This window comes from Pseudotabrizicola sp. L79, assembly GCF_036553525.1.
Lineage (GTDB): Bacteria > Pseudomonadota > Alphaproteobacteria > Rhodobacterales > Rhodobacteraceae > Pseudotabrizicola.
The window spans coordinates 327519-341205 of sequence record NZ_JAZHDA010000041.1; the positions used below are offsets into that span (position 1 = coordinate 327519).

12 protein-coding genes are annotated in these 13687 nt (G+C 65.1%); 7 read left to right on the top strand and 5 right to left on the bottom strand.

The window, feature by feature from the left end:
* The 5 genes from V3C85_RS04285 to V3C85_RS04305 all read left to right on the top strand — a co-directional run bounded on the left by V3C85_RS04285 (position 1) and on the right by V3C85_RS04305 (position 4629).
* Entirely contained in the window at positions 1-492 is a 492-nt protein-coding gene (locus tag V3C85_RS04285) for a Na+/H+ antiporter subunit E (protein WP_331793836.1), read from the top strand.
* Positions 492-761 carry a K+/H+ antiporter subunit F gene (locus V3C85_RS04290; protein ID WP_331793887.1) on the top strand — a complete coding sequence of 90 codons (270 nt, stop codon included), beginning with the start codon at positions 492-494 and terminating at the stop codon, positions 759-761. Before V3C85_RS04285 ends, V3C85_RS04290 begins: the two co-directional genes overlap by 1 nt.
* 6 nt (positions 762-767) lie before the next feature.
* Positions 768-1190 carry a Na+/H+ antiporter subunit G gene (locus tag V3C85_RS04295; RefSeq protein ID WP_331793837.1) on the top strand — a complete coding sequence of 141 codons (423 nt, stop codon included), beginning with the start codon at positions 768-770 and terminating at the stop codon, positions 1188-1190.
* A 105-nt stretch (positions 1191-1295) separates the two neighbouring features.
* On the top strand, positions 1296-2285 hold the full coding sequence (gene deoC / locus V3C85_RS04300) for a deoxyribose-phosphate aldolase (RefSeq protein ID WP_445941978.1): 990 nt from the start codon (positions 1296-1298) through the stop codon (positions 2283-2285).
* A 4-nt stretch (positions 2286-2289) separates the two neighbouring features.
* Positions 2290-4629 carry an aldehyde dehydrogenase family protein gene (locus V3C85_RS04305; RefSeq protein WP_331793839.1) on the top strand — a complete coding sequence of 780 codons (2340 nt, stop codon included), beginning with the start codon at positions 2290-2292 and terminating at the stop codon, positions 4627-4629.
* A gap of 72 nt (positions 4630-4701) precedes the next feature.
* Here the strand turns inward: V3C85_RS04305 and V3C85_RS04310 are convergent, their stop codons facing one another.
* The gene (locus V3C85_RS04310) at positions 4702-5295 is read right to left on the bottom strand and encodes a YqgE/AlgH family protein (RefSeq protein ID WP_331793840.1); all 594 of its coding nucleotides are present in this window, start codon (positions 5293-5295) and stop codon (positions 4702-4704) included.
* A 95-nt stretch (positions 5296-5390) separates the two neighbouring features.
* Between V3C85_RS04310 and V3C85_RS04315 the strand changes: the two genes are divergently transcribed.
* Positions 5391-6191 carry a protein-disulfide reductase DsbD domain-containing protein gene (locus tag V3C85_RS04315; RefSeq protein WP_331793841.1) on the top strand — a complete coding sequence of 267 codons (801 nt, stop codon included), beginning with the start codon at positions 5391-5393 and terminating at the stop codon, positions 6189-6191.
* Between the two features lie 39 nt (positions 6192-6230).
* Here V3C85_RS04315 and V3C85_RS04320 read toward each other — a convergent pair whose 3' ends face one another.
* The 4 genes from V3C85_RS04320 to V3C85_RS04335 form a co-directional block, all read right to left on the bottom strand.
* Positions 6231-9578, bottom strand: a complete 3348-nt coding sequence (locus tag V3C85_RS04320) for an efflux RND transporter permease subunit (protein WP_331793842.1) — start codon at positions 9576-9578, stop codon at positions 6231-6233.
* A 13-nt stretch (positions 9579-9591) separates the two neighbouring features.
* Positions 9592-11055 carry an efflux RND transporter periplasmic adaptor subunit gene (locus V3C85_RS04325; RefSeq protein ID WP_331793843.1) on the bottom strand — a complete coding sequence of 488 codons (1464 nt, stop codon included), beginning with the start codon at positions 11053-11055 and terminating at the stop codon, positions 9592-9594.
* Positions 11056-11160: 105 nt separating this feature from the next.
* Positions 11161-11703 carry a molybdenum cofactor biosynthesis protein B gene (gene moaB / locus V3C85_RS04330; RefSeq protein WP_331793844.1) on the bottom strand — a complete coding sequence of 181 codons (543 nt, stop codon included), beginning with the start codon at positions 11701-11703 and terminating at the stop codon, positions 11161-11163.
* Between the two features lie 12 nt (positions 11704-11715).
* Positions 11716-12543 carry a uracil-DNA glycosylase gene (locus tag V3C85_RS04335; protein ID WP_331793845.1) on the bottom strand — a complete coding sequence of 276 codons (828 nt, stop codon included), beginning with the start codon at positions 12541-12543 and terminating at the stop codon, positions 11716-11718.
* 150 nt (positions 12544-12693) lie between these two features.
* On the opposite strand from V3C85_RS04335, the gene V3C85_RS04340 reads away from it, so the two are divergent.
* Positions 12694-13656: an aspartate carbamoyltransferase catalytic subunit gene (locus tag V3C85_RS04340; RefSeq protein ID WP_331793846.1), complete on the top strand. Its 963-nt coding sequence runs from the start codon at positions 12694-12696 to the stop codon at positions 13654-13656.
* Positions 13657-13687: the final 31 nt, after the last annotated feature.

Consider the following 13687-nt stretch of genomic DNA (forward strand, 5'->3'; position numbering starts at 1 on the left):
ATGCTCAAACGCCTCTTCCCCCACCCGCTGTTGTCGCTGCTGCTGTTCGTCACCTGGATGCTCTTGGTCAACCAGTTCAAGCTGGGCAGCCTTGTGCTGGCGCTGTTCCTGGCCATCGTCATTCCCATCCTGACCGGCCCCTATTGGGAAGATCGCCCGCGCATCCGCAACATCCCGGCCTTTGCCGCCTATTGCCTGCTGGTGATGTGGGACATCGTGGTGGCCAATATTCAGGTCGCGCGGATCATCCTGTTCATGCGCAACGAAGATATCAAATCGGCGTGGATTCCGGTGCCTATCTCGCTGAAAACGCCCGAGGCGGTCACCATGCTGGCCGGCACCATCACCATGACACCGGGCACAGTCACGGCCGATATGTCGTCTTGCGGGCGGGTTTTGCTGATCCATTCGCTGCACGCACCCGACCCCGACGCGATCCGCGCCGACATCCTGACCCGCTATGAGGCCCGCCTGAAAAGGATCTTTGAATGATGCTGGATTATGCCCTGATCTTCGCCTTTCTCTGCTTTGGCCTTGGCCTTGCGATGAATGTCTATCGCGTCTTCAAGGCCCCCGGCGTGCCGGATCGGATTCTGGCGCTGGATACGATGGTGGTCAACGTCATCGCCCTGATCGTGCTCTATGGCATCCGCACCAAATCGGGCATCAACTTTGAGGCAGCCCTGCTGTTCGCCATGACTGGCTTTGTCTCAACCGTGGCCTATTGCAAGTTCATCTTGCGCGGCGACATCATCGAGTGAGGGACAATGGAACAAATCGCTGAAATCCTGATCTCGGCCCTGCTGGTCATCGGTGGCATCTTTGCCGTGGTGGGCAGCTATGGCCTGCTGAAACTGCGCGACACGATGCAACGGCTGCATGCGCCCACCAAGGCCTCTACCGTGGGCGTCGGCTCGGCGCTGATTGCCTCGATGGCCTATTTTCTGGTGTTCGAGGGCAAGATCAGCTGGCACGAATTGATGATCACCCTGTTCCTGTTCCTGACCGCGCCGATCACCGCCAATTTCATCGCCAAAGCCCAGATGCACCGGGCCCTGCGCGAGGAAGACATGCCGAAAACCGGTGTGGGCAGTGATTGGGCCACCTTTGACCCGGAACTGACCATGGTGCAGCCAAGCCCGACCGATGATGCAGCGCCCGCCGTGGCCGAGGCCCCGCGCCGCGCGTAAAATCTGACCAACCGGTCAAATACGCGCAGCGTCACCCTTGCCGCCCGGCCCCGCGTCATGCCACATTGCGCGGGTATTTCATCGGGGGGCACATCGGTGCAGACGCTGACCTCAGAACCCGCGACCCGCGGCCAGACCTTGCCACAGGTGGCGCACGCCCGAAATCCGGGCATGGCGCTTGATCTGGATTGGGTCGCCGCCGTGCAGGCCAACACCTCGGCCATCGAGCGCCGCTGCGCCACCCTTGGCGGCCGCCGCAGTGTCAAGAAAGACCATCAGGCCGCTTGGCTGCTGAAGGCGATCAGCCTGATCGACCTGACCACCCTGTCCGGCGATGACACCAAGGGCCGTGTGCAGCGACTTTGCGCCAAGGCCCGCCAACCCGTGCACCCCGACATTCTGGCCGCCCTTGGCATGCCGGGCCTGACCGTGGGCGCGGTCTGCGTCTATCACGATATGGTCGAAACCGCCGTGCGCGCGCTTGAAGGCAGCCACATCCCCGTTGCCGCTGTCTCTACCGGATTTCCGGCGGGCCTGTCGCCCTGGCACCTGCGCCTTCAGGAAATCCGCGAAAGCGTGGCGGCCGGGGCGCGCGAAATCGACATCGTGATTTCCCGCCGCCATGTGCTGACGCAAAACTGGCAGGCCCTGTATGACGAGATGCGCGAGATGCGCGAGGCCTGCGGCGAGGCGCATGTCAAGGCGATCCTCGCCACGGGCGAACTGGGCACCCTGCGCAACGTCGCCCGCGCCAGCCTGATCTGCATGATGGCCGGGGCCGATTTCATCAAGACCTCAACCGGGAAAGAGGGCGTGAATGCCACCCTGCCCGTCAGCCTGACCATGATCCGCGCCATCCGCGACTATCAGGACCGCACCGGCCACAAGGTGGGGTATAAACCCGCAGGCGGCATTTCAAAGGCCAAGGATGCGCTGTTGTATCTGGCCCTGATGAAAGACGAATTGGGCTACCCGTGGCTGCAACCCGATCTGTTCCGCTTTGGCGCCTCCAGCCTGTTGGGCGATATCGAGCGGCAACTGGAACACCACCTGACCGGCCATTATTCAGCCGCCAACCGCCACGCGATGGGGTAACGACATGACGATCAAGGAAATCTTCGACAGCATGTCCTATGGCCCCGCCCCCGAAAGCAATGCCGAGGCTTTGGCCTGGTTGGCCAAGCATGGCGGTGAATTCGGCCATTTCATCAACGGCAGCTTCACCACGCCCGAGGCTTTGTTTGAAACCAAAAGCCCCGGCACCGGCACCCTGCTGGCCAAAGTCAGCCAGGGCAGCGCGGCCAGCGTGGGCGCCGCCGTGGATGCGGCCCGCCGCGCCCAACCGAAATGGGCCAGACTGCCCGGCCCGCAGCGCGCCCGACATCTCTATGCCCTTGCCCGCTTGGTGCAAAAACATGCCCGCCTGCTGGCGGTGCTGGAAACCATGGACAATGGCAAACCCATCCGCGAAAGCCGCGACATCGACATTCCCCTTGTCGCGCGGCATTTCTACTATCACGCGGGCCTAGCCCAACTGATCGACAGCGAACTGCCCGATCAGGAACCGCTGGGCGTGTGCGGGGCCATCATTCCGTGGAACTTTCCGCTGCTGATGCTGGCGTGGAAAGTCGCTCCTGCCTTGGCGGCGGGCAATACCGTGGTTCTGAAACCCGCCGAATACACCCCGCTGACCGCCCTTCTCTTCGCCGAACTCTGCCGCGAGGCAGGGCTGCCCAAAGGGGTGCTGAACATCGTCACCGGTGATGGCGAAACCGGCGCGGCCCTTGTGGCCCATCCCGATGTGGCGAAAATCGCCTTCACCGGCTCCACCTCGGTGGGCAAGAAAATCCGTCAGGCAACGGCGGGCACCGGCAAGGCCCTGACGCTCGAACTGGGGGGCAAGTCACCCTATATCGTCTTTGACGATGCCGATCTCGACTCGGCGGTCGAAGGTCTGGTCGATGCGATCTGGTTCAATCAGGGGCAGGTCTGCTGCGCGGGCTCGCGCCTGTTGGTTCAGGAAGGCGTCGCCGACCGCTTTCACACCAAGCTGAAACGCCGGATGGACGGGCTGCGCATTGGCGACCCGCTGGACAAATGCATCGACATGGGCGCGATTGCCGATGACGTGCAGTTGCAGACGATCCGCGCGCTGGTCGATGGGTCGGATGGCGAGAAGTATGTGGCCAACACCCCCCTGCCGCAGGGCTGCTATTACCCGCCCACGCTGATCACCGGGCTGGGCAGCGCCAGCCGCCTGATGCAGGAAGAAATCTTCGGCCCGGTGCTGGTGTCGATGACCTTCCGCACCCCGGCCGAGGCGGTGGATCTGGCCAACAACACCCGCTATGGCCTTGCCGCCAGCATCTGGACCGAGAATATCAACCTCGCGCTCGACATGGCGCCAAAGGTCAAGGCCGGTGTCGTCTGGGTCAATGCCACCAACCTGTTCGACGCCGCTGCTGGGTTCGGCGGTGTCCGCGAAAGCGGTTTCGGGCGTGAGGGCGGCTGGGAAGGCCTGCTGGCCTATCTGCGCCCCCGCGGCAAGACCTCCCCGCTCAAACCCGTTCCCGCCATCGCCGCCCCCAAAGAGCCTGCGGTTTCGGGCCTTGATCGCACCGCCAAACTGTTCATCGGCGGCAAGCAGGCCCGGCCCGATGGCGGCTATAGCCAATCGATCTACAGCCCGCGCGGGCAAGTGCTGGGTCAGGTCGGCATCGCCAACCGCAAAGACATCCGCAACGCGGTAGAGGCCGCCCATGCCGCCAAGGGCTGGGGCAAGGCCACCGGGCATAACCGCGCGCAGATCCTGTATTACATCGCCGAGAACCTGTCGGCCCGCGCCGATGAATTCGCAAACCGGATCAAGGACATGACCGGCAAGTCCGGGCGAGATGAGGTCGATTGCGCCATCACCCGCCTGTTCACCTACGCGGCATGGGCCGACAAGTTCGACGGCACGGCGAAATCGGTGCCCCTGCGCGGCATTGCCCTTGCGATGAACGAACCCTCTGGCGTGATCGGCGCGCTGTGCCCGGATGAGGCCCCGCTGCTGGGGCTGATCTCGGTCATGGCCCCAGCCATTGCCATGGGCAACACCTGCGTTCTGGTGGCCTCTGAACCCTTCCCGCTGTCGGCCACCGATTTTTATCAGGTGCTGGAAACCTCTGACCTGCCCGCAGGCGTGGTGAATATCCTGACCGGCCCCCATGCTGACCTCGCCAAACCCTTGGCGGGGCATCTTGATGTGGATGCAGTCTGGTCGTTCTCCTCGGCCCCGGTTTCGGGCCTGATCGAGGCCGAGGCCGCAGGCAATGTCAAACGAACATGGGTAAACCACGCACAGGCCCGTGACTGGTTTGGCCCCCAGGGCGAAGGCCGGGCTTTTCTGCGTCAGGCGACCGAGGTCAAGACCATCTGGGTGCCCTACGGCGAATAAGGCCGCGCGCAAAGGGGTGCTGCCCTCTTTGCGCCCGGCCCCGTGCGTTTCTGCCCGGACCCGTGGTGCGGCTCAGGCCCGCCCGGCCACCGGCGACAGCGTCAGCGGATCAATACCCATCGACCGCAACGCCCCCCGCCATTTGCCGCTGTCATCAGCCGCATAAACCAGATCGGGCGCGGCGTCGCAGATCAGCCAATCGTTGCGCAAGATCTCGGCCTCAAGCTGGCCGGGGCCCCAGCCGGAATAGCCCAGGGCCAGCAGGGCCGTGTCCGGCCCCTCGCCACGGGCAAGCGCCTCAAGGATGTCCAGCGTGGCGGTCATGCGAAAACCACCCGCCACCTGCATCGTCCCCGCCCCCATCATGCCCTGACCGGAATGCAGCACAAAGCCCCGCCCGCGTTCGACAGGGCCGCCGAAATGCACGCGAATGTCGCGCCCCGAAGGCACATGCGAAATGTCCAGATGGTCAAGCAAGGCGGTGAAATCAAGGTCGCGGTTGGGTTTGTTCACGATCAGCCCCATCGCCCCATCCTCCGAATGGGCGCAGACCAGAATCACGCTGTGGTCAAACCTTGGGTCGCTCATCCCCGGCATGGCCACCAAAAGCTTACCTTCCAGATCCATCTGCGCCTCCTGTTGCGCAAGGGTGCCTGCCCCTACCATGACGCTGATGCAGCCCCGCCTCAAGGGGCAACTGCTCGCGCCCGCTTCCCGTGTTTGTGACTTTTCATTCCCCGCGGCCTTTCTATGTTGGCACCATGATCAAGATGTTCCTCCTCGCCACCGCCGTGGCCACACCCGCCCTTTCCCAAGGCCTGACCCAGGACGATGTGGTGCAGGGCCAGTTTCGCGCAGGCTGGCAAACGGCCCCCGGCGCCCATATCAGTGCGCTGCATCTGGAACTGGCGCAGGGGTGGAAAACCTATTGGCGCGCGCCGGGCGATGCGGGCATTCCGCCCAGCTTTGACTGGTCGGGGTCATCCAATCTGAAATCCGTGCGCTTTCACTGGCCCGCGCCCGAGGTGTTTCACACCGCCGGAATGCAGACCGTGGGCTATCACCACCGGCTGGTCCTGCCCATCGAGGTCGAGGCGCTGGACCCCGCCAAACCCGTGACACTGCGGGCCACAGTCGATCTGGGGGTGTGCAAAGACATCTGCATGCCGGCGTCGCTGGCGCTTTCGGCAGATCTGACCATTCCGGGCAAGGCCGATCAGGTGATCAGCGCCGCCTTGCAGGCGCGTCCGGCCACCGCGAAAGAGGCTGGTCTGCGCGCCATCGCCTGCGCCGTCGAGCCGATCCGCGACGGGCTGCGCGTCACCGCCCGCATGACCCTGCCGCAACAGGGCCGCAGCGAAGTGGTGATGATAGAGCCGGGCCAACCCGGCGTCTGGGTGTCAGAGGCCGTGGTGCAGCGCAGCGGCGGCGATCTGGTGGCCACGGTCGATATGGTGCCGCCCTCGGGCCAGCCCTTTGCCCTGACCCGCAGTCAGGTCAGGATCACCGTCATCGGCCAACCGGGCCGCGCCGTCGATATTCTGGGCTGCCCGGCAGGCTGACGCCAGGGGCACAGGGTCACGCCGGGGGCGGGCCCGCCCTCAGGCCCGCGCCTGTGCCAGCCGCGCCGCCGCCAAGGCCAGCCCCGCCACCAGCGCCGCCGCCGCGATGAACGCCGCCACGCCTGCGCCCACAGTCTCCAGCCCCGGCACCAGCACCGGCACCCGGCCCGCCGACAGCGCAGGCACAACCAACACCCCGAACAGCAGCGCCATGCCAGCCGCCGCAGGCATCAGCACCCGCCGCGCGCCCCGCTGCAAACCGCGCCGCAGCGACCGCACCATGCGCCCGACATCTGACTGCACCGCCATCAGCGCAGGCACCAAGACCAGCACCAGCACCATGCCAAAGGCCAGCCCATAAACCAGCGTCACCACCGTCGGCTTCAGGAACGAGGCCTGCGAACTGGTTTCATACATCAGCGGCGCCAGCCCCAGCACGGTTGTGGCCGTGGTCAACAGCACCGGGCGGAACCTGTCGGCCACGCCATCCACAATCGCCGGAAACAGCCCGCGCTTTTCGGAATATTCGTCGATGGTCGAAACCAGAACGATGGAATCGTTGATGATGATCCCCGACATCCCGATCAACCCCACAACCGAGAACAGCGACATCGGCACATCCCAGACATAATGGCCCCAGATCGCCCCGATCAGCCCAAAGGGAATGACCGACATCACCACCAGCGGCCGCGACCAGCTGGCAAAGATCCAGGCAAGGCAGATGTAGATGCCGATCAGGCACAGGATCATCCCCATCGTGGCATCACCCAGAAACTCGCGTTCTTGCTGCACAAGCCCGCCTTGCCGGGTTTCCACCCCGAAATCCTGCGCGATCTGGGGCAAGACCACCTCGGCAATCTCGGCCTGAATTTCGGCCGCACGGGCCGGGTTGTCCTCGGCCAGATCGCCCGAAACGGTCACGATGCGCAGCCCGTTTTCGCGCCGGATGGTCGAAAAGCCCGCCATCCGGTCAACCGTCACGATATCGGCCAGCGGCACATAGGTGGCCGCCCCGGTGCGGATCAGCGTGCGTTCCAGAAAATCGGCCGTCAATTCACGCGCCGGCAACTCTACCCGCAGCGTCGCACTGCGCGGCCCGTCGGGATAGGTGGCCGCCTCGATCCCGCCCAGACGTTCGCGCAACACCCGGCCAAGGCTGTCGATCGACAGCCCCATCGACTGGCCCAGGGGCGTCAGGCTCAGGATCAGCTCATCCTTGTCATAGGCCAGCGAATCCTCTAACGCCGAAGCCTCGGGAAAGGCCGCCAGACGGGTTTTCAGCGCCTCGGCCGCGGCCTTCAATTCGGTGGTGCTGGCCCCGTAAAGATCAATCGACAGCGCATCGCCACCGGGGCCGAACCGCCCGCCCCGGAACGACAGTTCCTCCATCAACGGATGCGCCCGCACCTCTTCCTGCAGGGCCTGCACAAAGGCATTGCCGGAATAGGGGCGCTCATCGGGGTTGATCAACTCGATGCTGATCGACCCCAGCAGATCGGCATCCTTGCTGTCGGCGCTGGCAAGGCCACGCCCGCCAGACCCGCCCACTTCGGCCATGGCAAAGGTGATCGGATTGGTGCCGTGCTCGGCCTCTAGCCGGGTGGCCACGGCATCGGCAGCCCGCTGCAATTCGCGCATCATTTCAAGGCTGTCGTCGCGATCGGCCCCCGGCAGCATCGAGAAATTGCCGGTGACGCTGTTTTGCTCGGGCGCGTTAAAGAACCGGAACGGCACGTCGCCGCGAATATACAGCGCCACCTGAAAGGCCAGCAACACCACCGCCGCCGCCATCACCGGGTATCGCGCGGTGATCAGCACCCGCATCAGCGGCTTGATCGCACGTTCCTGAAACCACGCCATCCCCCGGTTCACCTGACGCGACGGCCAGTCATACCATTTTTCTTCGCGCGCCTTGGCAATCGCATGGGCCATATGGTTGGGCAAAATCAGGAAACACTCGACCAACGATGCCAGCAAAACGGCAATCACGGTGAACGGAATATCCTTGATCAGATCGCCAAAGCGCCCGCCAATCGCCACCAGCCCGAAAAACGCAATCACCGTGGTCAGGGTCGAGGCCACCACCGGCTGCGCCATGCGCCGCGCGCCCATTTCCGCCGCTGTCACCGGATCTTCGCCCAAGGTGCGCGCCCGGAAATCGGCATGTTCGCCCACCACGATGGCATCATCGACCACGATCCCCAGCATGATGATCAACGCGAACAGCGAAATCATGTTGATCGTCAGCCCGCTGGCATACATCGCCGCCACCGCCGCCAGCATCGACACCGGAATCCCCGCCGCCACCCACAGCGCCGTGCGCGCATTCAGGAACAAGAACAGCATCAGCACCACCAGCGCCAGACCCGTCAGGCCATTGTCCAGCAGCAGATACAGCCGTTCGGTGATCTGCTCGGCCCGCGCCCGCACCAGCTCTACGCTGACACCGGGCGGCAAGATCAGCCGCATGTCGGCGGCCACATCCTCAACCGCGGCCTGCATCCGAATGGCATCGCCCTCGGCACTGCGCTCGATCCGAATGGTCATCGCCGGGTTGGTGCCGACATAGGACGCCCGCCCCCGATCGGCACTTTCCACCCGCACCACGGCCAGATCGCCGACCGTCAGCTTGGTGCCATCCGGCTGGCTACGCAGCACCACCGCCGCAATATCAGCCGCCGACCGCTTTTCCGTTCCGGTCCGCACCCGCGCCGACCCGTCGCCCACCTCGCCTGCCGGGGTGCTTTGCACGGCCACGGCCACGGCATCGGCAATCTCGCGCATCGTCACATCATGACGGATCAGCGCCACCGACGGCACTTCGATCACCGTTTGCGGATCCGCCAGCCCCCGGATCGTGGCCCGCGTGATCCCGGCCTGAAACAGCCGCGCCACGAATTCATCGGCAAAGCGGCCCAACTGATCCAGCCCCACCGGCCCGGTGATCACCACATCGGTGACAGAATCGCGCCACTGGCTGCGCCGCACCACCGGATCTTCGGCATCTTCGGGCAGGGTGTTGATCTGATCGACAGCCGCCTGCACATCCTCGGCGGCCTGCATCAGATCGGTGCCCGGCTCAAATTCCAGATCCACCCGCGCGCTGCCCTCGGTGGCAACCGAGGTGACATCGGCCACCCCGTCCACCGCCAACAGCGCAGGCTCCAGCACCTGCACCACAGCGCTGTCCACGTCTTCCGCGCCCGCCCCGTCCCAAGTGACCGTGACATTGACCTCGGCCACCACCACATCGGGGAAATATTGCGCCCTGATCCGGCTGGCCGCCGCAATCCCGGCAATGATCATGATCACCAGCAGGATATTCGCCACAGTCCGGTGGCGGGTGAAATAGCTGATGATCCCCCCCGCCGCAGGCAGCTTGCGCATCGACGCCATCGCCTCAGCCCCCCATCCGCTGTTCCAGCCGCTCGATCACCTGCGCGGGCACGCGCTCTTGCGCCAGTTGTTCCAGCATCCTTGCCTTGGCATCATCGGGCATCCGGGTGTTGGCCTCGACAAAGGCAATCAACTGCGCCCGCCGCTCGGGCGTCAACTCTACATCTTCGGGGGCCGCCGCCTCGGTCTGGCCCGCGCCTTGGGCGCGGATCGGCTTGATCTTGATCCCCGCCCCCAACAGGGGCGAGCGTTCGGCCACCACCTCGCGCCCGGCCAGCGCGCCCACCTCGACCAGAACATCATCGCCCTGTCGGCGCAGCACCGGGGCCGGCGTTTCTTCCAGCCGCTCGCCCTCGGCCAACACCAGAACCTCGCCATCGCCATCCACGGCCGTCGCAGGCAGGCGCGCCACGCCGTCCAAGGCCGGTTCGGCAATCGTCACCGTCACGAAATCACCGGGCCGAAAGCCGCGCGCCCCGGTCAGCGCGGCATAAACCACCCGCCCCGAGGCCCCCGCCTCGACCGATGCGCCAACCCGCTCGACGACGCCCGTGGCCACGATCTCGGCGCCCATCACATCCAGCGCCACCCGCACCGGGGCCACCACCAGATCACCCCCCGCATCCACCAGCCGCGAAAACTGGGCCGTTGACAGGCGAAAGGCCACTTCCAGCGCCGCCGGATCAATGATCTGGCCAAGGCTTTCATTGGCACTGACCAGCCGCCCCGACACCACCGAAACGCCGCTCAGCCGCCCGTCAAAGCTGGCGCGGATTTCCGTATCGGCCAAGGCACGCTCTGCCTCGGCCAGCGCGATCCGGGCGCGGTTCAGGCTGGACGCCGCCTGATCAACCCGCGCCTCAACCGTCGCAAGGGCCGAGCGCCGCGACACAACCGCCTGATCCGCCGACGACAAGGCCAGCGCCGCGGTTTCCACCGCCGCCGCCGACCCGACACCCCGGCTGGCCAGATCTTCCTGCCGGGTCAGGGCCTGCCGGCGCAAATCGGCCTGCGCCACCGCCGCCGCCAGATCATCGCGCGCCAGATCCAGCGCCCGCGCCGCATCGCGGCCATCGGCTTCGGCCTCGGCCACCCCGGCCAAGGCCAGATCGCGGGCCGAAATCGCATCGGCCGGGTCAAGCCGCAGCAACAACTGCCCCGCCGTCACCGCCGCACCATCCTGAAACCCCGGCGCAATCTCGATGATCCGCCCCGCCCGCGCGCTGCGCAATTCCAGCGTCCGGCTGGACCGGATCTCGCCAAAGGCCACCATCTCGGGCACGATCCTCTCGGGCACCACTGTCAGCACATTGGCCGAAAACACCCGCTCACGCGCCGGGGCCCCCGGCCCGCCCGCACCCATCCGATCCGCCACCGCGCCCACAATCAGGCTGCCCGCAAAGGCCAACAGGCCCAAGGTCGCCGCCACAAGGAAAAGCCCGGTCAGGGATCGTGCCAAAAACCGCATGGATGCTCCATCAAAAGGGTCACGCGCAAAGATAGATCACGCACAAGGCAACGCCAGCCACAAAGGCGTTACGCCCTTGAACGCTGCAACGCCGCCCTTCCGTCGCTATTTTCTGCGTTTATGTTCGTCGAGACGGGGAAAAATTTCGACAAAATTGCACGGCCGATGACGATAATCGAACTGCCAGCGCAAAATTTCATCCCAGGCATCGCGGCACGCCCCCGGACTGCCCGGCAAGGCAAACAGATATGTCCCGCCCGCCACGCCGCCACAGGCGCGGCTTTGCACAGCCGAGGTGCCGATCTTTTGCATCGAAACGATGGTGAACACCGTCCCAAAGGCCTCGATCTCTTTTTCATACACGTCACGATGCGCCTCGACCGTCACATCGCGCCCGGTCAGCCCCGTGCCCCCGGTGGACAAGATCACATCCACCCCCGGATCAGCGATCCAGTCGCGCAACCGCGCCGAGATCTTGTCGCGGTCATCGGTCACAATGTCGCGCGCGGCCAGCAGATGCCCCGCCGCCTGCAACCGCTCGACCAGCGTATCGCCCGATTTGTCCTGATCCAGACTGCGGGTGTCGCTGACCGTCAGCACCGCGATCCGCACCGGGATAAACTCTTTCGTCTCGTCGATCCGGCTCATGCCAGTCCCCCGCTATGTCCCCCGCAACCGCGCCTGCAAGGCCAGCAGATCGGCCCAAGCCTCACGCTTGGCCAAAGGGTTGCGCAACAAATAGGCCGGATGCACCATCGGCAACAAGGGCCGGCCCAGCGCCTGCGTCCAACTGCCCCGCGCCCGCACGATGCCACGGGTGCCGGTCAGCGCCATCAACGGCGTGTTGCCCATCACCACAATCACCTCGGGGTCAGCCAAGGCGATATGGCGCTCGACAAAGGGGCGCATCATCGCGATTTCAGCTTCGTCGGGGTCACGGTTGCCGGGCGGGCGCCAGGGCATCACATTGGTGATATACACCCCCGCCGCCGGATCAGGGCTTGTCCGCGACAAGCCGATGGCCGCCAGCATCCGGTCCAGCAATTGCCCGGCCCGTCCCACAAAGGGCCGCCCGGCCATGTCTTCCTCACGCCCCGGCGCCTCGCCCAGAATCAGCACCCGCGCCGCCGGGTCGCCATCGGCAAACACCAGACTGCGCGCACCCTTTCTCAGATCGCACAGATCAAAGGCCTCCAGCGCCTCGCGCAACGCCTCCAGACTGCCCGCCCGCGCGGCCACCCCGCGCGCCTCGGCCACCGGGTCGATCTTTGGCGGCTCGGGCGGGGGCACAAAGGCCGCACCACTGCGCCCCGGCGCCGGCACGGGCGGGGCCGGGGCCACCGCAGCGGCGGGTTTGACAGGCTCGGGCAGATCATAGCGATCCAGGCCCGCATCACCGATCACCTCATCCACGCCGCAATCCAATTGCCACGCCAGGGCCGCCAGTGACGCCGCCCAATCGCCTTCGATCTGTTCCCCGAGTCGCATGGCCAGACCCTAGACCAGCCGCGCGCCAAAGGAAACGGCCCCGCCCCACTTGCATGGCCCCCCCTTTGCATTGCCCCCCCTTTGCATTGCCCGTTGCCCCGCGCCCTGCGCTTTGGCATAAGCCACCCACCCTTTGCGATGGAGTGCCCCATGACCTTCCGCGCCCGCCACCTGCTTGGCATCGAACATCTCTCGCCGCAGGAAATCGTCACGGTCCTCGATCTGGCCGACAAATATGTCGATCTCAACCGCCGCACCGTCAAACGCACCGACGTGCTGGCCGGGCTGACGCAGATCAACATGTTCTTCGAAAACTCCACCCGCACCCAATCCAGCTTTGAACTGGCGGGCAAGCGGCTGGGGGCTGACGTGATGAACATGTCGATGCAGAACTCGTCGGTGAAAAAGGGCGAAACCCTGATCGACACCGCGATGACGCTGAATGCCATGCACCCCGATCTGCTGGTGGTGCGCCACGGCTCGTCGGGGGCGGTCAATCTGCTGGCCTCCAAGGTCAATTGCGCCGTGCTGAACGCAGGCGACGGCCGCCACGAACATCCCACGCAGGCCCTGCTGGATGCGCTGACCATCCGCCGCGCCAAGGGCCGCATCCAGCGCCTGTCGATCGCCATCTGCGGCGACATCGCCCACAGCCGCGTGGCGCGCAGTAACCTGATCCTCTTGGGCAAGATGGAAAACCGCATCCGCCTGATCGCACCGCCCACCCTCATGCCCTCGGGCGTGCAGGATTTTGGCTGCGAATTGTTCGACGATATGAAAAAGGGCCTCGAGGGCGTCGATGTGGTGATGATGCTGCGGCTTCAGAAAGAACGCATGGATGGCGGCTTCATCCCGTCCGAGCGTGAATATTACCACCGCTATGGCCTTGATGCCGAGAAACTGTCTTACGCCAAGCCCGATGCCATCGTCATGCACCCCGGCCCGATGAACCGGGGTGTCGAGATTGACGGCGAACTGGCCGATGACATCAACCGCAGCGTCATTCAGGAACAGGTCGAAATGGGCGTGGCTGTCCGCATGGCCTGCATGGATCTGCTGGCCCGCAACCTGCGGGCCGACCGAGGGATGAAGGCGGTCGAGGTGATGGCATGACCCCCGATCCCGACCGCAAACCGACCAAGCA